The following is an 18,812-nucleotide window of genomic DNA, read 5'->3' as shown; positions in this document are numbered from 1 at the left end:
CATGATCTGATCGAGCAGATATTCGCGCAGCTGCTGCGGCGCGAGGTCCGTGCTGGTGCGGATCGGCGCGAGCAGGTCGAGCAGCGGGTCGGCCGCAACGACGAGCGCATTTCGGACGCTGGATCGATGCGGCATCACCCGCGAATCGCCCAACATGCCATCGTCAGACCCGGCAGATCGCCCGCGACGTGCAGCGCGAGCCCACTCGACTTTTCCAGCTGTTTCCAAAGCGCGGCACCGGTATCCAGTTCGAAGTAATGATGGCTCGCGTGATACGGAATCTGCCGGGGCGCGACCGGCAGCATGCGTAACGCGATGCCGGGCAGATGCAGATTCACCAGATCGGCGAGCCGCTCGGCCGGCCCGATCTTGACCTGTGCGGGAAAGCGCGCGCGCACGGTCTCGGCGGGCAGATCGGCGTGCACGGCGAGCACGAAGCCGGCGCTATGCAGTAACTCGGGGCTGGGAATCCGCGCCACCCACACGCGGTGCGCGCGCTCCTGCAACTCGATCGCGACCGCGTTCTGTTCGAGTACCGTCGACAAGGCGCGCCGCAGCTCGACCATCAACGGCGAGAAGCTGCCTTGCAGATCGTCGTGCCGATACGCGGGACGAACCGTCGGTCGGCGTTCCTGGCTCGTGTAGGTAGCGAGGTCGAACGCGAGCCGCAACCACTGCTGAAACAGCGGCTCGGGATGCACTTCCCCGAGTTCGTGTTCGTGCGCCGTGTCCGCCTGCGCGCGATTGATCAGCGCGAGCAGCAGAAAATCCGCGACTTCCGCGACGCCGCCGCGTCCCGGCCGCGACAGCCGGTTCGCCAATGCGTCGCCGCGTTGTTCGAGCAGACCGTGCAGCTCGCGGATATGGCCGGCGAGCAGCGGATGCTGGCCGGCGATCAGCATCGGCGGAATGTAGTGTTTGTCCAACACTAGATGATTGTCGCTGCGCCGCTCCGCCACGCGCAGTAGGCCGATGGCCTGCCATTCGCTGCCCAGATCGGACGCCGTCACCAGACGCAGTCGCGCGTGGGCGAGCTGCACGCTGGCTGGTCCCAGGGCGACCGCGTTGCCATCGGCGATTTCGCGGACGTAGGCGCTGTAGCGCGCGAGCGAATCGGCGCGTTCCTCGAAAATCGTGTCTTCGCCGCCGGGCCGCTTAAGCGGCAACGCGAGCAGCACGAGCTGATCTTTTGCGTCGGCGGGAATGTCGAGCGGGGCGGGCAGGTCGTCGGGACCGGTCAGCAGAAAGGGGGTGCCGTCCGGAAACACGCCTTGCGCCATGGTCAGCGACACTTTCCCCAACGCGAGCGCGTCATGATCGATCTCGACGCTCGAGAAACCCCAGAAGGCGCGCTGCAAGCCGCGACAACGTAATTGAACGTAGCTCTCGATATAACGTTCGAACTGCTGGAAATGCTGCGGTCGCAGATACATGCCTTCGGACCAGACGACCTTGCTGCGGGACGCGCCCGAGTCTTTCAACGGTAAATTCAACGGCTCGGTGGACGGCTTCATCACGGGTTCCGATTCAGGGTTCGGACGACGATGCCGCTGTCATCCAGTTTCACTTGTACTCGCACGACGCGGCGCTGAGCTTCGAATGGCCAGAACGACAGGACGCTGGATTCGTCAGTGACGGGTAACGCGATTGCGACGCGCCAGACGTGCCGATTCAATTCCCTGTAACCGGCGACGATGCCCAGCGAGCGGGTCCGCGCATCGCCGGACCGTTCGATCGACCGTTCGATGGTTCGCTGTTCACCCGGCCGCAGGATGAGCTGGTCGAACGCGACAAGGTCGTCACCCAGGCTCGCCTTCGCGTGGTCCTGCAACGGTGCGAAGCCGCTCGCGGTGAAAGCAGCGGTCGATTTCAGGTCGTAGATGCCGACGAGAATCGGCGCGGGTCGCCCGAGGCCGTCTGGGTTGACGGTTGGGCTGACGTCGAGAGAGAGCGTAAAAGGCGTGTCAGTGGGTGGGTGCGTTGTCGTGCAGCCCGTCAGGAGGAGCGGGGTCAACCGGGTCAGCAGAGCCAGTCGCATCAGCAGCGTTAGAGGCGACGCCGTTGCCGGAAATTGCGCGCGCCATTGCATCGGAATCATGGGCGGCTCAACCCGCCAGATTAAGAATGTGCGTCTGACTGGGCGAGGTGCCCGTGCCCACTGCATTGGTCGCGTTTTGCTGCGTGGGGTCGGTCATTCGGGTAGTCGGCAGGCCGTGCAGCAGCACCGTGTTGGCGCCGTTGATATGGCGTGAGCTTGCGCAGACGGTGCCGGAACTGACGCCGCCCATCGAGCCCGGCGCGTCGCCAGTGGTGACCGGAATGAGGGTCGCAAGGTTGTGAGCGGGTGCGCAGGCGACCAGAATATTGCTGACGTTCGGAATCGCCTGCACCCGTTGCGCGTTGTTGTCGTAAGCGACCGGCACGCCCAGCGGTGGCGTCTTGTTGACGCTGATGGCGTCGTTGGCGCCGGCCGCGCTTGAATTGACCATGACCATGAGGTGCTCCTAGCCGAGATGGATTTGTTGAGCGTCGAGCTTCGCCAGACGCTCGGCGGTCAGCACCGTGTGCTTGCCGTGCAGGCGCGCGGCTTCCGATGCGGCATAGTCGAGATGGGCGCAACGCAGATGATCGACCGTCTCGACCGTACGAAAACTGGCCTTCGCGATCTGTACGACACGCTCGAAGACGCTCTCCAGGCTTTTGCCGATCAACCGTAGCGCACCGGCTCGACCTTCGAGCTCGACGCAGTCGATTGATGCTTTCCGCGCGATGAACGTCGCTTCGTCCGAATCGAGTGCGAGGCGCTTTCCGCGCAACCCGAGATCGTCGCTTGTGTGCAGTTGAAGGCCTTGTTCGGCGCGAATATGGATATGACCCGAGGATTCGAGCAGTAGATCGCCGTCGACGCGAATGCATGCGTTGCGGCCATGAGGCCGGTTGAGAATCGCCAGTACATGAGGGCGCTGCGGCTCGACGTGGCTTACCACGACGCGGTCGCCGATCTCCGGCGCGATCAGGCAACTGAATGCGCGTCGGCAAGTTAGCCGGGTGCTGGAGCAGGCCACGAGCAGCATGTCGTCGTTCAGCAATGCGAGCACGGTGCCGGCGGTTTCACGGGTTTCATCCGCCATGGCCAGCGGCGGTTTTCTTAATTCGGCGACGGTTGATGTCATGGAGATTCCGAGGTGGAGGGCGATGCTGCGCGATCGTTCCGACGTGCCGACCAGGCACGCGCGGCTTCCAGTGCGGTGTCGTTGGCGGCTACGCCGGGTTGGTTTTGCCAGGGGAGGGGTGGGCGCTCGCGGTCGGGGTGGACGGAGGTGCGGTCGGCATGGGGGCATGCGCTGTTAGCGTGGACGTGTGCGCCTTCAGCGTGATCGTGCTCAGCATGGACGCGAGCACCATCAAAGCGGGTTCGCGCAAACGACGCCTCGTGAAAATCCGCGCCCCGCAGCAGCGCCGACGAAAAATCCGCCCTTTCCAGTCGCGTCTGCACGAAGCGCGCGCCGCTCGCCTCAGCGCGATGAAACACCGCGCCGGACAAATCCGCACCGCTGAAGTCGGCGCTTGCCGCGTGAGCATCGACCCAGATACTGTTCGGAAATCGCGCTCCGCGGCACTGCGCGTGGTTTACGCGCGCCTCGAAGAAATTGGCGTAGGACGCGTCCACATCGTTCAGCACCGCGTGGCCAAGTTCGGCGCCCTGAAAATTGCAGTACGGCAGCCGCGCCGAGGTGAAGTCCACGCCACCCAGTTCGGCACGAATGAACTGGCACCGGTCGAATGTCTGCCCGCGAAACGTTTGTCCCGTCAGATTCGATTCGCTAAAAACAACGCGGTCGAAGCGACTCTGCGCGAAACGCACGTCGCGCAAATCCAGTCGATAGAAAAGGCTCCGGCAAATCACGGCGGCCGACCAGTCCGCACGATCCATGGGTGTTTCGTCGAAACAGGCGAAGTCGAGTTGCACCGAGTCGAACAGGCAGCCGCTCAGGTCGCATTTGAGAAATGCCAGGCGCGCGGCACGCGCTCGCGTGAAGCGTATGCCGCTTGCGCGCGTGCCGGTGAAGCGGCAGTCGTCGAGCGTGCTGTTCGAGAGGTCGGAGCGCACTAACTTGCCTGTCAGGAAGACGCTCTTCGACAGGTCGGCGCACGTCAGATCGACATCCGTCAAGCCACACTCGTTGAACACGCATTCGCTGAGCCGCGCGTGGGCGAGTTGCGTGCCGTTGAACATGACGTTTGTGAAGATGCCGCCCGACAGATCGCATTGCGTCAGGTCGAGTGGACCCAATGACTGCCGTTCGATGATTTCGCCTCGGTGGATCATCTGTTGAAGCTGTTCGCGCGTGAGGCTCATGCCGGATTCGCCAACGGGTGGAACACGGCCTGTTCCAGATAGGCGCCGTTGAATTGCGTGCTTTCGCCGCGCCGTGAGACGTCGTCCAGCAAGACTTCAGTGAGATTGGCGCGAAACAGATTCGCTTCGTGCAGGTCTGCGCCGCGCAGATCGGCACCTCGCAGATAGCCGCCGATCAGGTCGGCGCCTGTCAGCCTGGCGCCGCGCAAATCGGTGCGCACCAGGTAGCCGTTCTCGATTCGCGCGCCTTGCAGGTTGGCGTCGTGCAGGCAGGCGTCGGAGACATCGCACTGATCGATTTGCGCATCGCTGAAATTAGCGCCCCTGGCGCTGGCCTGACGCAAGTTCACTTCGCTGAGTGTGGCCTGTGAGAAGTCGGCGCGATCCAGCACGCTGTCTTTCACGAAGCAGGCCTGGCGCAACGTGGCGCGATCGAAGCGAATGCCGACCGCCGACGTATCGATGCATGCGAAGCCTCGAATGTCGGCCTCGGAAAAACCGACGTGGTCGGCCGTGCACTGGATCAACGCGAGTTTTCGGATTCGCGCGCGGGTGAAGTCGACGTGCTGAAAAGCCTGTTCGATGAACGCCAGATCGCTCAGCGTCGCGTCGCTGAAATCGACGGAATCGAAACGACACTGGCTGAAGCGGGCCCGCTCGATCGATGCGCGGTGCAGCTTGCATCGGTGAAATTGAGTGCGTTCGAACAGCGCGCCGTGGATCGTTGATTGGCTGAAGTCGGTGTTGTCGCAGTGCGCCAGTGAGAGGTTGGCGCGACTCAGATCTGCGCCGCGTAACGTGGCGCGGCTGAGCGTGGTACGGACCAGCACGGCGTCGCTCAAGGTGGCGTCGGTGAGATCGGTGCCGGTCAGGTCGGCGTTTTCGAGCAACGCACCGGACAGCAGCGCGCCGCGCAAACACAGGCCGCTTAGATCGGCACCGGTCAAGTCGAGACAGGTTAGCGACTCGCCGTTGGCATGCAGGGCCATGACGCGTTCACGTATCGCATTTGCCGCTACCGTATTCGCGTTCAGGCGCGGGGCGGCCTCCTGATAGTGCGCGGTATGGCGGTAGGCTTCACGTAGTTTGAGGGTCGCCTCGTGTTCCATGTCGGCCATTCCGGCTGCCTCGGGATGGGTGGGCGGCGCGTTGTCGTGAGGCAGCGTGGGTGGCCCGCGTCTTGGCGCTGCGGGTGGAAAGTGAGTGGCGTGGTCGTGCTCGATACGCTGCCGCGTCTGGTCGAGTGCGGCGCGCTGTTCGCTCGCCAGTTGTTCCTGACGCTGCACGAACTCGGCCAGATCGTCGAGCTGATGTGTGTGCGTCGGGTTAGACGAGGTTGCGAAAGCCTCGGTGGGGAATGGGATGCCTGCGTGCCGCGCGGATAACGCAGCTTCGTCGGCGAGTGATTGCGCGCGGTTCAGCAGGGCGCGCTGCCATGCGCTTTGCGATGGATCGTCAGGCGGGGGGACGTTGGTGCCAGTGCCAATATCGCCGCGCGCCGGGTCGGAGGGGCGCGACGTGGCTGCCAATCCGGGCATAAGGTCGCTATCGCGCAACGCATGCAGCGCACCGTGCTGACCGTCCATGCGCAATTCGAAAACACGCTGATAGTGCTCGGCCGATCGGGCTTGGCTGCTTACCTCCGCCGCGATCAGTAGACAGGCGATGTCATGGGCGTCGAACGCTTCGATTTCCACGACGCCGTGAAAAATCATCACCACGCGCTCGCGATGGGGAATGAACCATGCGGTCGTCAGACGCATCGCGATCTCGACCAGCGCGTTTGCCTGACGACGCTGGATAAAGCTGCGAGCCCGCAACGCGGGTAGGACGCCCGCGAGCACTTCGCGCTCGGGATGCAGGCGCGTGATTTCATAGGCCGCGCCGTCCGGCAACGCCGTGTGTGTCGGCAATTGCTGATCCAGCGGCGCGACGTTGAAATAGCGGCGGTCCATCGTGCGGGGAAAGCCGGGGCGATCCTGGTCATGCCAGACCTCGTCTAGCTGACCAAAGAGCGCACTGCGTTGCGGCCAACTCGGCGCGATTGGCGTAAAGGCGGCGGGTGCGGCGTGTTGCCCACGCTGCATGAGCGTGTTTGCCGCGTATTCGATATTGGGCAGTGGAGCCGGTGTGTCGTGGTCGTCGCCGATCGCGCTGCTGAAGCCCTTGCCGACGGGATTGTCCGCATAGCCGGCACCGCCGTACGCATGCGGCCAGTCGATTCGTAGCGACTCGAATGGTTTGGCCGGCGTGGCCGTGTCGCCGGTCCAGTTGCGCTCGCCCGACACACGCAACCGCTTCTCCGCGCCCGCGAAGCGGATGCTGACCTGGCAAGCATTCGCGCGATCGCCGCGATGACCTCGATCACAATACTTGCCGTAGGCATTCGCGGACACCAGAAATTCGGCATGCGATTTGGGCAGTGCCGCGTCGAGCGTATAGCCTCCCAGTTCATCACCGACCGTATTCCACAACTCAGATTCGCTGACGATATGGGGTGTCGCGCCAAGCGTCGCCATGACCGGGATCGCGATGCCGAGGTGTTCGCGCCCGTGCGCGCGGTAGGGACGCGTCAGAATGCCGAGCGGCGTGGGCTTGATGATTTTCATGGCGGATGGAGTTAGATGGCCGCTGTCAGAACGTGACCGACAGGCCCACGGTGCTGTACGACACGCCGGTCGCACTGACGCTCGAACCGGTGCTGCTGACCGACGAGCCGGTCGCGGAAACGGACGAGCCGGTGGAGGAAACCGACGTCCCGGTCGTGGTGACGCTCGAGCCGTTCGCGCCGACCCACGAACCGTTTGCGGACATGGCCGAGCCGGTCACGCCCGCGCTCGCGCCCGTCATGCTGAGGCCGGTGCCGAGCACGCTGATCTGATGCGCTGTAAACGAGCGTGATGTGCCAAGCGTGATCGAGGTCGAATCGCCTTTGACCGAGACGGATGAACTACCGCCGACGGTGGTCGACGTGTTGTTCGCGACCGATTCGGTTTTGTCGCCGCCGACGTCGTGCGTCGCGTCGTTTTCCACCGATAGCGCGTAGTCGCGCTCCGCATGCAGGCTGATCTTTTCCACACCGCGCTTGTCTTCGAAACTCAGCAAATTGGCGTTCGCGCGCGTGCCGCCGGGTGTGCGCGTGACGAAACCGCTTTGGGTCGCGGCTTCCGGCAGGCTGAAGGGCGGCATCTGGTCGGCGTTGTAGACGCGGCCCGTGACGAGCGGCCGGTCGAGTTCGCCGTTCAGAAAATCGACCACGACCTCCTGGCCGATTCGCGGCACATGAATGCCACCGAACTGGGCGCCGGCCCATGCGCTCGACACGCGTACCCAGCACGAACTGTTTTCGTCGCGCGCGCCGTAGCGGTCCCAACGAAACTGCAATTTCACGCGGCCGTATTGATCGGTCCAGAGCTCGTGGCCGGCGGGTCCGACAACCACGGCGGTTTGCGGACCGGTCGCCCTCGGCACGGCGGTCACGCTCGGCGCGCGATAGGGCAGCGATGCGGGTTGCGCGATGAAATCGAATTCGTAGCGGGCTTTGCCGCTGCCGGTTGCGTAGCCGCCTTCCTGCAGTCGATAGCTCACGCCGACTATCAGGCAGGCGCGGTTTTCCACTTGTCGCGGACAGTTTTGCAGTGTGAACAGGTAACCCGGCGCGATCGCGCGCAAACGCGTATGCGCCTGAACGCGCGCGTGCGCGGCCTGTTCCGCTTCGAGGCGCACGCGTGCATAGTGTTCGCCCTGCTCGGCTTCGATATAGCCGCCTCGCCATTGGTATTTCGTGTATCCGCCGTGCTCGGCGCTCAACGGCCTGGCGCGCACTTGCGACAGATCGGCTTGCGGTTTGCGGAAGTCGTAGTCGTCGACGCTATATGCGCCGGGGCGTAGTTCGACCGCCGGATGCCAGACGTCGACGCCTTCTTCGGTGGGCAGCGCGAGGCGGTCGGCGGCGAGCCAGGACAGCGTCGCATGGCCTGGCAGCGGGTCGTGCGCGCTGAGGTCGTCGGCCAGCACCAGCACCTGCTGGTCCGCTTCATGACGGAAAAAGTAGTAGATGCCTTCCTGCTCCATCAACCGGCTGACGAACGCGAAATCGCTTTCCTCGTACTGCACGCAGTAGTCCCAATTGCGATACGCGGTCAGCAGACGCTCGTCGACCTGGAAACTGTATTTGCCGAACACCTGACGCAGAATCTCCACGACCGACAGGTTCTGGAAGATCCGGCAATCGGTGCTCTGCGTGAGATACCAAAGCCACGGACGCAGCGTGATCGTGTAGACGTAGCTGCGCACCGTGCTGGTTTCGCGGCCGCTGAAGGCGCAGCGCGCGATCTGGCCGCCGAGATGGCGCAGCGCGCCGGAGCTCGTGACGATGTCGAGCGAGAGCAGCTTGCCGAGCAGCGTATTCATATCGAGCGACGCGGAAGGGCTGACCAGTTCCACCTGAAACTCATACAGCGACGACAGCATTTCCGCGCCGGTCAGCGAACGGAACGCGAGCATGGCGGGTTCGAGCGGCGTGCGGGCGGTGACGATGTGGTTCATGACGAGTTTCTTGAGCGACGGGTGTGGGATGGGAGTGCGGTTTCGAGGCCGGCCTAGGCAGTGGCGGTTTCCTGTTCGTAGAGTTCGGGTTGGTAGACGAAATCGTCGGTGGTGGTGTTGGTGTTGGCGCTGGTGCTGGTGTTGGTGCTTGCGTGGGCGCCGAGCCAGCTGCCCCAGCCCAATGGCGAACTGTTCGGGCTATCACCGCCTAATGTGACGCCGCGGACCTGGTCGGCGGCCAGAACCAGCCGCAGGTCCCACGCCCATTCGACGCCGCCGTACAGACGCACCCACTGCACCACCTGACGCGCGCGCGGCGTGCGTGGCAAGAGTGCTAAAAACCGTGCGCGCGATAACGGGCCCAGCCTGAGCTCGAACTTCGACTGCACGTCGCGCACGGCGACGCCGAGCAACGCACCGCTGCCGAGACCGCGGTTCGCCGCGCTGCCGTGGAGTCGGGTGCGTTGCGACGCGTCGACCGGTATCCAGTGCGGTACAAATTCGACGATCGCCACCGGCACGCCGAGATACGCTTGCAGGATCTGCTGAAGTCCCGCCGGGTTGCGGGTCTGCCGCACCAGATGCCCAGCCATGAAGTGACAGGCGTGAGCGGGCAGGCCGCCGCGCGGCGTCTGCGACGGCAACCCCAGATGGATCAGGCTCGCGATATAGGTATCGAAGCGCGCGCCCGCGCCACGGTCGAGGCTCACGGTAGCTTGTGCGTCGGCCCATGCGCGGTAAAACAGCAGCACCAACCGGTGATGAAACAGATCGGCGAATGCCGTCAACGCGGCGTCGCCATGATTGCGTGCTCGGTCGCGTGCGTATTCGGTCAAATGAAGCGGCAACGGACCGTTCGGCCCGAACAGGCCGAAGCCATAGATCGACATGCGCGGCGGCGCGCCTTCACTCGCCGGCGTTGCGGTCGCCAGCGCGGCGGGCGCGAACACGAGCGTCGGCTGCTGGCCGATGCGCAGCGGCTCATCGGCCGGATGCGCAGCGTATCCGAGCCGCGCCGGCTTGCCGGCGCGGGCGTCGAGCCAGCGCAACAGCGCGTACAGGTCGTACGCGTGCGGCGCGTTTGCGACCTGCTGCCAGAAGCGCGGCAGCGACGGATGAGCGGCGCCGGTCATGCGATCGGGCGGCAGCCGACACGCGGCGCCCATCGGTTGATTTCACCGCGCTGCAGCGTTGCCACGGCGAGTTCGCTGAAGCTGTTTAGCGACACATGACGAGCGAAAAATTGCTCCAGCACCGCACCGAACAAATAGGGACTGGCGCCGGCAAACGCCAACTCGTCGAGCATCAGCGAAACGGCCACGCCGCGGCCGAATATCAGCGGACCCGGTTGCGGCAACTGGCGGTACACGGGTTGAACCTGAACGCCACGCAGCCCCCGGATCTGCTGCATCGCGTCGGCTTGCGCGGCGCCCGCATAGAGTTCGAGCAACTCGCGCAGCACTTGTGCGCCTTCCCGGTTGTCGAGATCGGTTAGCGTCAGATAGTTGAGACCGAGATGGCTGATCAGGCGCCAGGTGATATCGCTATCGGCGAGCGCCGGACGCGGCGGTGTGGGTCCGCGCAGCACTTTGACGGCGCTGACGGGGGCGGAAATCCGCAAGCTGAAATCGCTGGTGCCGGCGAGCGGAATCAGCGGTGCGAGGTCGCGGTTGGTGCAGAGCGCTTCGACCGACAACTGGCGCAGATCGTCGGAAAACGGCGCGTCGTGCTGGTCGACCAGTGACAGGAACACTTCGCTGCCGCTGTAAGCGGCCGGCGCGTTGCTGTGGCCTTGTCCGCGCGCGGCGTTACCGAGGCGAGGCTCGCGACGGACCGAGAAATAGCGACCGTGGCCGCCGGGCGCGTCGCCGGAAAACGTGCCGTAGAACGGCCGGAATTCGCAGTGACCGCCGGCGGACTGCAGATGCCCGGTCACTTTCTCGACGGTGTGGATCTCGTGGTCGAGCGGCCTCGTACGGTCCACCACCAGATGATGTTCGTGCCGCTGCAGCGAAACCGCGATGCGATCCGTGCGTTTCGGAAACAGATTGATAACCGGCGTGCAGAACAGCGCGAGACTGCGGGTGTCGACCGAGCGCTCAAGCTCAGGCACCGCCTTGTCGAGCAGGATGGTCAGCGAAAACGTCGTGCCTTCGATCTTGCGCAACGCGGCGCGCAGATGCCTGATGCTGAAAAACAGGAAGCGCGCCGGGAACGCGAAGTACTCGTGCAGCAGCCGATAGCCCTGGAACGAGCGCATGCCACAGGGCAGCAGCGCCTGGGCCGCATCGAATCCTTCGTGGTGGAGCGCTTCACTGTCGAGCAGCGAGCAACGGTTGGCGGTCTGCGCGCCGTCGTCGCAGACTACGCCGACACAGTGCGCGAGCACCAGTTCCAACAAGGGCAACGCCTGGTTTTCCGCGCCGCCGAGGAAAAACGTCAACGTGTCGAGCGGCAATTGGCTCACACTGTCGGCGCCGCAGACTTCAAACCGCACGTGCAACGCGGCGTGTACTTCGCCTTGAACATTGAGGCGGGCCAGCGGTAACTCCGTGGGCACACCACGCAACCTGACCTCCGCCACGCGTAACGGCCACAGCGTCAGCGCGTGCGCCGTGCGAAAGTCGCAGGCGGTCTGCTCTCCTTGAGCGAGATGCGCGCGTAGCGGTGTCCCGGCTGGCAACTTGTAGCCCTCGTGCAGGCTGCCTTCACGCAGATTGGGCTGCACGTTGACGATCGCCATCGACGGCAACGGCGCCAGGTAGTTCGGGTAGACGACGTCCAGCAGCCGCTGCGAAAAGCGCGGAAATTCGGCGTCCATCTTCAAGTGGATGCGTGCCGTCAAGAAGCTGAAACCTTCCAGCAGCCGCTCGACATACGGATCCTGAACGCGCGTGCTGTCCATGCCGAGATGGCCGGCGGTGTTCGGAAACGCTTCGGCGAACTCGGCGCCGAGCTCCCGCAGGTAGGCAAGTTCACGGTTGTAGTAGTCGAGCAGGCGTGCGTCCATTACGCGATACCCGGAGAGCGCAACGTGACTCGGCCATTTTCGAGGTCGATCTGTGAGCGCAACACAAACGCCTGCGACGAGTCGCCGACCCACAACTCTCCGCTGATCTCCAGCGGTAGCGTGTGGCCGGGTCGAACCGCGGTTGATCCGGCAACGCATCGCACCTCGATGCTGTCGGCCAGAATACGCGGCTCGAACTGCGTGATCGCTTCGCGAATCGCGCTTTCGATAGGTGTCCAACCGTTGACCGGAGTACACGAGCCGACCACCGCGTTCATGCCGAAGTTGATCACCGAGCGGTGTACGTGTGGATAGGCGTTGAGATTGTCGGTGGCGTCTAGCGGGACACTATTCATGAGCCAGCCAAGATCGCGCAGAATCGATTCGCGCAATGCCGTGCGCAGCGCCGTATGCGACGGCGCGTAGCGTCCGCCCAGTTCGTTCGATGCGGGCGAACGGTGGGCCGTCAGGCGATCCAGCAGCATGGGCTGAACGTCGAAGCACGGTCTACGGCGCGGCGCCGCGGAATCCCGCGTCTCGCGCAAAAAAGAAGGCTCGTTCACAGATAGTCTCGCTCGCGGGCGAGCCATGCGGGCAGTCGCGTTTGTTTGCCCGTACGACTCGCGGAAAAGAGAAGGGCTCAAACCTCGCGGTTCTGCTTGACGTCCCAGGCGAGTACGCTTTCGCCGCCCCGATTGCCTTGGTCGGTCTGCTCCCAATACTGTTTTCTCACCTTGGCTGCCTGGAATGCGTAAGTGACCTGCACCGCCTCGGACGTTCTCGCGGCGCCCTGCGAGACGGACGTGACCAGCACCTCCGACAACGTGATTCGCAGATATTCGATCTGCGAACCGCCCGCTTTGCACACCGAGACTTCGACTTGTGGCAAGTGCCTGCCGTTGGCGCAGTACTTGAGGATCGCCGGCGCGGCCTTATCCATGAAGGTTTCGACCTCCAGGTCGTGGAAACTAACCTTGCCGATGCCGCCACCGCTTCCGGTCGCCATATTGCCGGGCTGCGCCGCGCCCCACGAATAGGACTGGATGTCGATCCACCCTTTATGGTTGGCGTCTTTTGATTCGCCGGTGACGCCGTCTACCCGCAGATACATATCTACTGACATTTTTTCGTTCCTATTCGATGAAGCGAGGCTGAGGATCTGATGTCTAGAATCGACACGTTGATGTCGCGCTGTCTTTCAGCGCCGGCAGCTTCGACACTAGCCGCAATGAGACGGTGAGACCTTCCAGCTGATAGTGCGGGCGCAGGAAGAATTTGGCGCTGTAGTAGCCGGGGTTGTTTTCCATGTCTTCAACCACGATTTGAGCCGCCGCCAGCGGTTTTTTCGCCTTGGTGTCATGCGACGAGTTGACTGGGTCGCCGTCGACGTAATTCATGATCCAGTTGTTCAACCACGTCTCCATGTCGCTGCGTTCCCTGAACGAGCCGATCTTGTCGCGCACAATGCACTTCAGGTAATGAGCAAAGCGGCAACACGCGAACAGATAAGGCAGACGCGCGGCCAGTTGCGCGTTGTCGGCGGCGGTGGCATCGTGGTATTCGGCGGGCCGTTGCAGCGATTGCGCACCGATAAACGTTGCGCAGTTGGAGTTCTTGCGATGCACGAACGGCATGAAGCCGTTCTTGGCGAGTTCCGCCTCGCGCCGGTCGCTGATGGCTATTTCAGTTGGACACTTGATGTCGACGCCGCCGTCGTCGGTGGGAAACGTGTGGGTGGGCAAATCCTGCACCGTGCCGCCCGATTCGACGCCGCGAATCGACGTACACCAGCCGTAATATTTGAACGAGCGATTGACGTTGGTCGCCATCGCGTACGCGGAGTTGATCCACGCGTAGCGTTCATGATTGGCGCCCTCGGTGTCTTCCTCGAAGTCGAAGGCGTCGACCGGATTCTCGCGTGCGCCATAGGGCAGGCGCGCGAGAAAACGCGGCATGGTCAGGCCGAGATAACGTGAATCGTCAGACTCACGCAGGTGGCGCCACGCGGCGTATTCGCTGTTCTGAAAAATCTTGCTGAGGTCGCGGGGATTCGACAGTTCTTGCCACGACGCCATTTGCATGACGGCAGGCGAGGCGCCCGTGATGAACGGGCAGTGCGCGGCGGCGGCAATCCTGGCAATTTCGCCGAGCGTTTCGACGTCCGGCGGGCTGTGGTCGAAGTAGTAGTCACCGACCAGGCAGCCGAGCGGTTCGCCGCCGAACTGGCCGTATTCTTCCTCGTAGACCTTTTTAAATAACGGGCTTTGATCCCATGCGACGCCCTTGTGCCGTTTCAGCATGCGGCTCAGTTCCGTCTTGCTGATCGGCATGCAGCGGATCTTCAGCAATTCGTCCGTTTCGCTGTGGTTGACCAGATAGTGCAATCCGCGCCACGCCGATTCGAGTTGCTGGAAATCGGGGTGATGAATGATTGTGTTGATCTGCTGCGACAGCTTGCGATCGATTTCAGCAATCACAGCCTGGATCGTCTGATAGGCGTCGTCGGACATGACGATGGCGTTTTCCAGCGCCTGCAGCGCAAGCGTTCTGACCGCGCCGTCGATGGCCTGTTGCGTTTGCTCGGTGCGCGGATTGAATTCCCTCATCAGTACGGCTGAAAAATGTTCGGCCGTGAACGTCGGGCTGACCGATTGCTGGGTGATGGACTGTGCGAGGGTCATGGTGATCTCCGAAAACGATCCTGAGTCGATGTCATGCACGCTGGTCGCGCGTATCCGTGTTAGCCGTCTCGTTAGGGGGCTATGTCGATTTTTTTGTTTCGGCAGGGACCGATGGGTCGGCAAGCGCTTTTAGCAACGCGGGGTTTTTCAACGCCTCGGTGAGCAACGCTTCCGCACCGCTTTTGCCGTCCATATAGGAAAGCAGGTTCGACAATTGCGCACGCGCCTGCAGTAGCTGGTCGAGCGCGGGTACCTGGCGCGCGATTCTGGCGGGTGAGAAATCTGCCATGCACTCGAAGGTGAGTTCGGCGGCAAGCGTGCCGTGACCGGCAATATCGTTCGGCACGTGAAGCGCTACGCGCGGTTGGATCGACTTGAGCCGTTCGTCGAAGTTGTCGACGTCGATTTCCATGAATTTGCGCTCTTCGAAGCTGGGCAGAGGCCGGGTGGAGTTGCCTGCGAGATCGGCGATGACACCCATCACGAAGGGAATTTCCACCTTGTGCTCGCTGCCATACACCTCGACGTCGTATTCGATCTGCACGCGGGGCGCCCGATTTCGCGCGATGAATTTCTGCCCTGTTGCTTTTGCTTTCAAAGCGTTCGAATGGATCATGTTGATTTACGCTCCCTGTTAGTTTTTGCCAGTTATAACGTGTGGATTGGGTCAGTTGCCGGAGTTAGGCGCGGGTTGCAGGGCCTCGCCCGCGAGCGCGTCGAGTTGCGGCAATGCGGCAGGCGCCATGTCACGCACGATTTCGCGGAAGTTCATGTGCATCAGACGTTGCGCGCGGCGTAGCAGCAAAGGCGCGGGATGGCTGAGCTCTGTGCGCTCCAGATAGCGGCATACGCTTTCGAGCGCGAGCAGGGCGTCGTGGCGTGAACGAAGCGCGATCGGACCGGTGGATGGCTCGGGGACGCTGGCAAGGTGTTGTGCGGATGCGGATGTCGATACCGGGTCGAGTTGCTGAGTCTGACGGGTAATACTGGACGGCTGAGTGGACTGCTCGTCCCGGACGGGCTCCTGCTGCAAGTGGGTTTCGTCACCCTGTTCGGATCGGGCATTCGGCGAGGGTTGGAACGCAAGACGGTCGTCGACCGGCGACAGGTTCGCGCCCGCGGATTTCTCGGCCGCCCGCAGGACCACGCCCAGTGGATGTTCAACGGAGCTCAAATCCGGCATCCACGCGTAGTCCAGATTCACCGAGACGTGCCCCGATATGCGTTCAATGGCATCGACCACTTGCCGCACGACGGCAAGTTCGCTGTGCGCGCCGTCCAGCACCGAGCGCAATTCCGCTTGCAGGTCAGCGTTGAGCTGTGAACCCAGGTTCGCGGCTGACGCCGGTTTTCCCTCGAGGATGGCTGCCGCGTCCCGCAGGGATAGCGGACCCAGCCGCCAGTGCAGCAACGTGGCGCTGCGGGCCGCATGTCCGAGCGTCTCGCGATCCGTGAATGCGGCCAATGCGTTGAGCCTTGGAAGCGGATCGAATTCACCGGCCACCTGAAGCTGAGGATGAATAGGCTCCCAGAATTGATCGAGCGTGTCTGCCGTGAGTGAGATGCCCTTTGCGTAGCCTTCGAGACCGTCGGTCAGGGTCCAGGCCAGCGTTAACAGTGCGAAGACGCGCAGGTCGATCGATCTGCCGAGCAACGCAATTGCCAGTGCCGCCACTTGCCGCCAGTCCGGTGCGACGGCTGGAATCAGCGTGTCGCCGAATTGTTGTTCGCGACGGCCGGAGGCAACCTGCTGCAACGCGATGAATTCGGCGTCGTATTCCAGATCGGCGCCACAGGGGTGCTCGAAACTGATCGGGCTAATCGGATTGACGGGGGCGAGATCGATGGAATGCATTGGGTGAATAAAACGCAGATTTTCTTCCGATAAGATGAATTGAGCGCGAGTCTTAATTCGCGTGGTTGTTAATAAGAATTTCCTAGGTGATCACGTGATTTTCTCAAATAAATCTTAAATCTAATGGTGCTGGAGTAGGATTGATCCCGCTAATCTCCATTTGCTTATAGCCAAGGCCCGCGCGGCAGTGCAGGCGCGTCGATCCGACGGCGGGATGTGCCCTCCGTGCCTAAGCTGCTAATTGGATTTGTTTGGCATGCCGAAATATATCGGGCAGACGTTTAGTTCGAGTCAATAGTATTCCGGGTTTATTCATATTGCAAGCTTGTTCTCCTATCTTTTAATGACTTGCATTTATTCTTATTATTAAGATGGGATGAAGAAGTGAGGCCGGGATTAATAATCACGCGGTACAAATATTGATCTGATTACGTTTGCTTATCACGGTGGCGAGCGCCGTCATTTCGTGCGGGGACGGCACAGAAGCAGGCTGCAGGGATTGATCTTGGTGGGGGAGTTGCGTGGCGACAGAGCACGACGGCATATCGTCGCGCGCTAGATATTGAGATTCGGCGGTATCCGGCGGGCGTCGACCGGACGATCTGACAAACCGATGACCCAAAACAAAAAACCGCCAAGCTAGCTGGGCGGTTTTTTTGAGCCTTCAACATCAAGGAAAATCTGGTCGGGGTGAGAGGATTCGAACCTCTCTGTATCGACCGTGGAATAAGGCCTTCCGGGCAATCCGTCAACGTCAAACGCGCATCGAATTGACAAGGTAACTGGCCCTCAGCTTACCACGGAAGGCGCTGGTTTTCTCCGGGATTTTCGAGCACGCACGGTGTAAGTGTTCCTCGAAACAACAAAAAAACCCTCGGTCATCCCGAGGGTGTGCAGAAGCTCGGCCGCGTGATTTGCCGCAGCACAGGGAGCACTCAGTCCATCGGCCACCACCCGGCCGGCACCAGTTCCTCACCGAAGAACTGGATGACGTGCTGCAGGCGCGTGGGGCCATCGTCCCTTGCGCGCTTCAGCGCGTGGACAATCCACTCGCCCGGTCCCGACGCCCTGGCCACCCGCAGAAAAAAATCCGGCATGGCTTCGGCCTCGCGTTTAGAGATACCCCGCTTGCGGCCTTGCGCCTCGATGCCGCTGGCACTGTCCCACCATCCAGGAGCACCGTCTCCGGCCTCTGTGACCAGCTCGCTTGCGTCGGGAGGGACGCCATCCAGCCAGCGCCGTCCCGTCAGGTAAGTTTTTGGGGACGGCTCCCAGCCGTCACGCCAGGCCGTCGATTTCTTCATCGCCTCCGTGTGCGCGGTGATCTGGTCGGTGATCGCGTCCAGCTCATTTTCTTTCCAGAGTTTTTGGCACTCGCTCCATGCGACCTTGCGCGGTGTGCTGGGCCAAATTTTCCACCAGCGATCAAACGCCGAGGTTTTTTCCTGTTTGCCTTCCTGGCTTCCTTCCAGGTTTGTCGCTCCCTGTGCGCCCACCGGATTGCCGTTTTGCATCTCCCCTCCGGGCGCTGCGCCACCCGGGTCCGTGCGCTGTGCCTCGACCCGGGTCTCGGTGACCCCGGCCTTCGACGCGTGATCGAAAGACGAGTTGCCCAGATGCAGGTCATACTGGTTGGACAGCCGCGCTGCGCCGACCGACCGCGGCACGATCGTGATGAGGCGGTGCTCCTCCAGCTGAATGAGCGCGCGCTTGACGGACGCTTCACTCAGACCGCATTTTTCCGCAATCGTCGCGTGTGACGGGAAGCAGCGCCCAGTCTTGCGGTTCATGTGGTCAGCGAGACCGACCAGGACGATTTTTTCCCGGCAGGGAAGGGTCTTCTTGAGGGCCCAACTCAGATGCCTGAAACTCATTTAGGCCCCCGTCTTGCTGCTGATCGGCGCATGGGCAGTGCCGCGCGTTTTGGCGATCTGCCGCTCGATGTACTCATCGAGCTCCGACTCGATCCAGATGGTCGTATTGGCCCCGATTTTGATCGGAAGGGGGAAGTCGGGCTCGGTTTTGGCGCGATGCCAGACGCTACTGATGCCGATGCCGAGTTTTGCGGCGGTGCAGCCCACGCGCAGACCTTTGTGCTGTTTTGATGCGGACATAGACATTTCCTTGATTGTCCCATCGCGTTCCACGGCAGGGATTGCCGTGTCGTGCGATGTGCACGCATCAAAAAATGCAATCGCTCGTGATCCGTAAGCGCTTCATTTGGAGCCTTGTGGGACAAAGCTCTCCGGGGTGCGCGCTGCATTAAGGCTGCATTGCCCAGCAGCATTTAGATTGCGAACGGCTGCCCGGCATGGGAGGCATCTTTCACATCAAAACCACATACATGCCGGGTAAATA

General features: G+C 62.3%; 16 protein-coding genes. All 16 read right to left on the bottom strand.

The window, feature by feature from the left end; translation table 11 throughout:
* Nucleotides 1–134: 134 nt before the first annotated feature.
* Nucleotides 135–1,514, bottom strand: a complete 1,380-nt coding sequence (gene tssK / locus B0G83_RS22175; protein WP_105509530.1) for a type VI secretion system baseplate subunit TssK — start codon at nucleotides 1,512–1,514, stop codon at nucleotides 135–137.
* Nucleotides 1,514–2,098, bottom strand: a complete 585-nt coding sequence (gene tssJ / locus B0G83_RS22170) for a type VI secretion system lipoprotein TssJ (RefSeq protein WP_181157015.1) — start codon at nucleotides 2,096–2,098, stop codon at nucleotides 1,514–1,516. Before tssJ ends, tssK begins: the two co-directional genes overlap by 1 nt.
* A gap of 7 nt (nucleotides 2,099–2,105) precedes the next feature.
* Nucleotides 2,106–2,495, bottom strand: coding sequence for a DUF4150 domain-containing protein (locus B0G83_RS22165; RefSeq protein WP_105509529.1), 390 nt, complete (start codon nucleotides 2,493–2,495; stop codon nucleotides 2,106–2,108).
* Between the two features lie 9 nt (nucleotides 2,496–2,504).
* Nucleotides 2,505–3,173: a DUF3540 domain-containing protein gene (locus tag B0G83_RS22160; protein ID WP_181157013.1), complete on the bottom strand. Its 669-nt coding sequence runs from the start codon at nucleotides 3,171–3,173 to the stop codon at nucleotides 2,505–2,507.
* Nucleotides 3,170–4,360: a pentapeptide repeat-containing protein gene (locus B0G83_RS22155; RefSeq protein WP_105509528.1), complete on the bottom strand. Its 1,191-nt coding sequence runs from the start codon at nucleotides 4,358–4,360 to the stop codon at nucleotides 3,170–3,172. Before B0G83_RS22155 ends, B0G83_RS22160 begins: the two co-directional genes overlap by 4 nt.
* Nucleotides 4,357–6,969 (bottom strand): DUF2169 domain-containing protein, encoded by a 2,613-nt coding sequence (locus B0G83_RS22150; protein WP_105509527.1) that lies wholly within the window; start codon nucleotides 6,967–6,969, stop codon nucleotides 4,357–4,359. Before B0G83_RS22150 ends, B0G83_RS22155 begins: the two co-directional genes overlap by 4 nt.
* A 25-nt stretch (nucleotides 6,970–6,994) precedes the next feature.
* Nucleotides 6,995–8,908, bottom strand: coding sequence for a type VI secretion system Vgr family protein (locus tag B0G83_RS22145; RefSeq protein ID WP_105509526.1), 1,914 nt, complete (start codon nucleotides 8,906–8,908; stop codon nucleotides 6,995–6,997).
* 53 nt (nucleotides 8,909–8,961) lie between these two features.
* Nucleotides 8,962–10,041, bottom strand: coding sequence for a type VI secretion system baseplate subunit TssG (gene tssG / locus B0G83_RS22140; RefSeq protein WP_258168091.1), 1,080 nt, complete (start codon nucleotides 10,039–10,041; stop codon nucleotides 8,962–8,964).
* Complete coding sequence (tssF, locus tag B0G83_RS22135) at nucleotides 10,038–11,918, bottom strand: type VI secretion system baseplate subunit TssF (protein ID WP_105509524.1); 1,881 nt, start codon at nucleotides 11,916–11,918, stop codon at nucleotides 10,038–10,040. Before tssF ends, tssG begins: the two co-directional genes overlap by 4 nt.
* Nucleotides 11,918–12,403 carry a type VI secretion system baseplate subunit TssE gene (locus tag B0G83_RS22130; RefSeq protein ID WP_181157011.1) on the bottom strand — a complete coding sequence of 162 codons (486 nt, stop codon included), beginning with the start codon at nucleotides 12,401–12,403 and terminating at the stop codon, nucleotides 11,918–11,920. Before B0G83_RS22130 ends, tssF begins: the two co-directional genes overlap by 1 nt.
* A 155-nt stretch (nucleotides 12,404–12,558) precedes the next feature.
* Nucleotides 12,559–13,041, bottom strand: a complete 483-nt coding sequence (locus tag B0G83_RS22125; protein ID WP_105509522.1) for a type VI secretion system tube protein Hcp — start codon at nucleotides 13,039–13,041, stop codon at nucleotides 12,559–12,561.
* Between the two features lie 43 nt (nucleotides 13,042–13,084).
* Nucleotides 13,085–14,599 (bottom strand): type VI secretion system contractile sheath large subunit, encoded by a 1,515-nt coding sequence (tssC, locus tag B0G83_RS22120; RefSeq protein WP_105509521.1) that lies wholly within the window; start codon nucleotides 14,597–14,599, stop codon nucleotides 13,085–13,087.
* A 79-nt stretch (nucleotides 14,600–14,678) separates the two neighbouring features.
* The gene (gene tssB / locus B0G83_RS22115; RefSeq protein ID WP_105509520.1) at nucleotides 14,679–15,215 is read right to left on the bottom strand and encodes a type VI secretion system contractile sheath small subunit; all 537 of its coding nucleotides are present in this window, start codon (nucleotides 15,213–15,215) and stop codon (nucleotides 14,679–14,681) included.
* A 51-nt stretch (nucleotides 15,216–15,266) separates the two neighbouring features.
* Nucleotides 15,267–16,454 (bottom strand): type VI secretion system protein TssA, encoded by a 1,188-nt coding sequence (gene tssA / locus B0G83_RS22110; RefSeq protein WP_105509519.1) that lies wholly within the window; start codon nucleotides 16,452–16,454, stop codon nucleotides 15,267–15,269.
* 935 nt (nucleotides 16,455–17,389) lie between these two features.
* Nucleotides 17,390–18,328 (bottom strand): helix-turn-helix domain-containing protein, encoded by a 939-nt coding sequence (locus B0G83_RS22105; RefSeq protein ID WP_105509518.1) that lies wholly within the window; start codon nucleotides 18,326–18,328, stop codon nucleotides 17,390–17,392.
* On the bottom strand, nucleotides 18,329–18,568 hold the full coding sequence (locus B0G83_RS22100) for an AlpA family transcriptional regulator (RefSeq protein WP_219849041.1): 240 nt from the start codon (nucleotides 18,566–18,568) through the stop codon (nucleotides 18,329–18,331).
* Between the last annotated feature and the right edge of the window lie 244 nt (nucleotides 18,569–18,812).

It is taken from the genome of Paraburkholderia sp. BL21I4N1, from assembly GCF_002973525.1.
In the GTDB taxonomy this organism is placed as follows: domain Bacteria; phylum Pseudomonadota; class Gammaproteobacteria; order Burkholderiales; family Burkholderiaceae; genus Paraburkholderia.
The sequence above is the reverse complement of the archived record's forward strand: the minus strand, read 5'-3'. Positions and strand labels throughout refer to the sequence as shown.

Coding starts and splice junctions, on each gene's coding strand:
- tssB (WP_105509520.1), bottom strand. CDS start 15,215: ATGATCCATTCGAACGCTTTGAAAGCAAAAGCAACAGGGCAGAAATTC.
- B0G83_RS22155 (WP_105509528.1), bottom strand. CDS start 4,360: ATGAGCCTCACGCGCGAACAGCTTCAACAGATGATCCACCGAGGCGAA.
- B0G83_RS22105 (WP_105509518.1), bottom strand. CDS start 18,328: ATGAGTTTCAGGCATCTGAGTTGGGCCCTCAAGAAGACCCTTCCCTGC.
- B0G83_RS22100 (WP_219849041.1), bottom strand. CDS start 18,568: ATGTCCGCATCAAAACAGCACAAAGGTCTGCGCGTGGGCTGCACCGCC.
- tssJ (WP_181157015.1), bottom strand. CDS start 2,098: ATGATTCCGATGCAATGGCGCGCGCAATTTCCGGCAACGGCGTCGCCT.
- tssG (WP_258168091.1), bottom strand. CDS start 10,041: ATGACCGGCGCCGCTCATCCGTCGCTGCCGCGCTTCTGGCAGCAGGTC.
- B0G83_RS22125 (WP_105509522.1), bottom strand. CDS start 13,041: ATGTCAGTAGATATGTATCTGCGGGTAGACGGCGTCACCGGCGAATCA.
- B0G83_RS22160 (WP_181157013.1), bottom strand. CDS start 3,173: ATGACATCAACCGTCGCCGAATTAAGAAAACCGCCGCTGGCCATGGCG.
- tssK (WP_105509530.1), bottom strand. CDS start 1,514: ATGAAGCCGTCCACCGAGCCGTTGAATTTACCGTTGAAAGACTCGGGC.
- tssF (WP_105509524.1), bottom strand. CDS start 11,918: ATGGACGCACGCCTGCTCGACTACTACAACCGTGAACTTGCCTACCTG.
- B0G83_RS22150 (WP_105509527.1), bottom strand. CDS start 6,969: ATGAAAATCATCAAGCCCACGCCGCTCGGCATTCTGACGCGTCCCTAC.
- B0G83_RS22130 (WP_181157011.1), bottom strand. CDS start 12,403: ATGCTGCTGGATCGCCTGACGGCCCACCGTTCGCCCGCATCGAACGAA.
- B0G83_RS22145 (WP_105509526.1), bottom strand. CDS start 8,908: ATGAACCACATCGTCACCGCCCGCACGCCGCTCGAACCCGCCATGCTC.
- tssC (WP_105509521.1), bottom strand. CDS start 14,599: ATGACCCTCGCACAGTCCATCACCCAGCAATCGGTCAGCCCGACGTTC.
- tssA (WP_105509519.1), bottom strand. CDS start 16,454: ATGCATTCCATCGATCTCGCCCCCGTCAATCCGATTAGCCCGATCAGT.
- B0G83_RS22165 (WP_105509529.1), bottom strand. CDS start 2,495: ATGGTCATGGTCAATTCAAGCGCGGCCGGCGCCAACGACGCCATCAGC.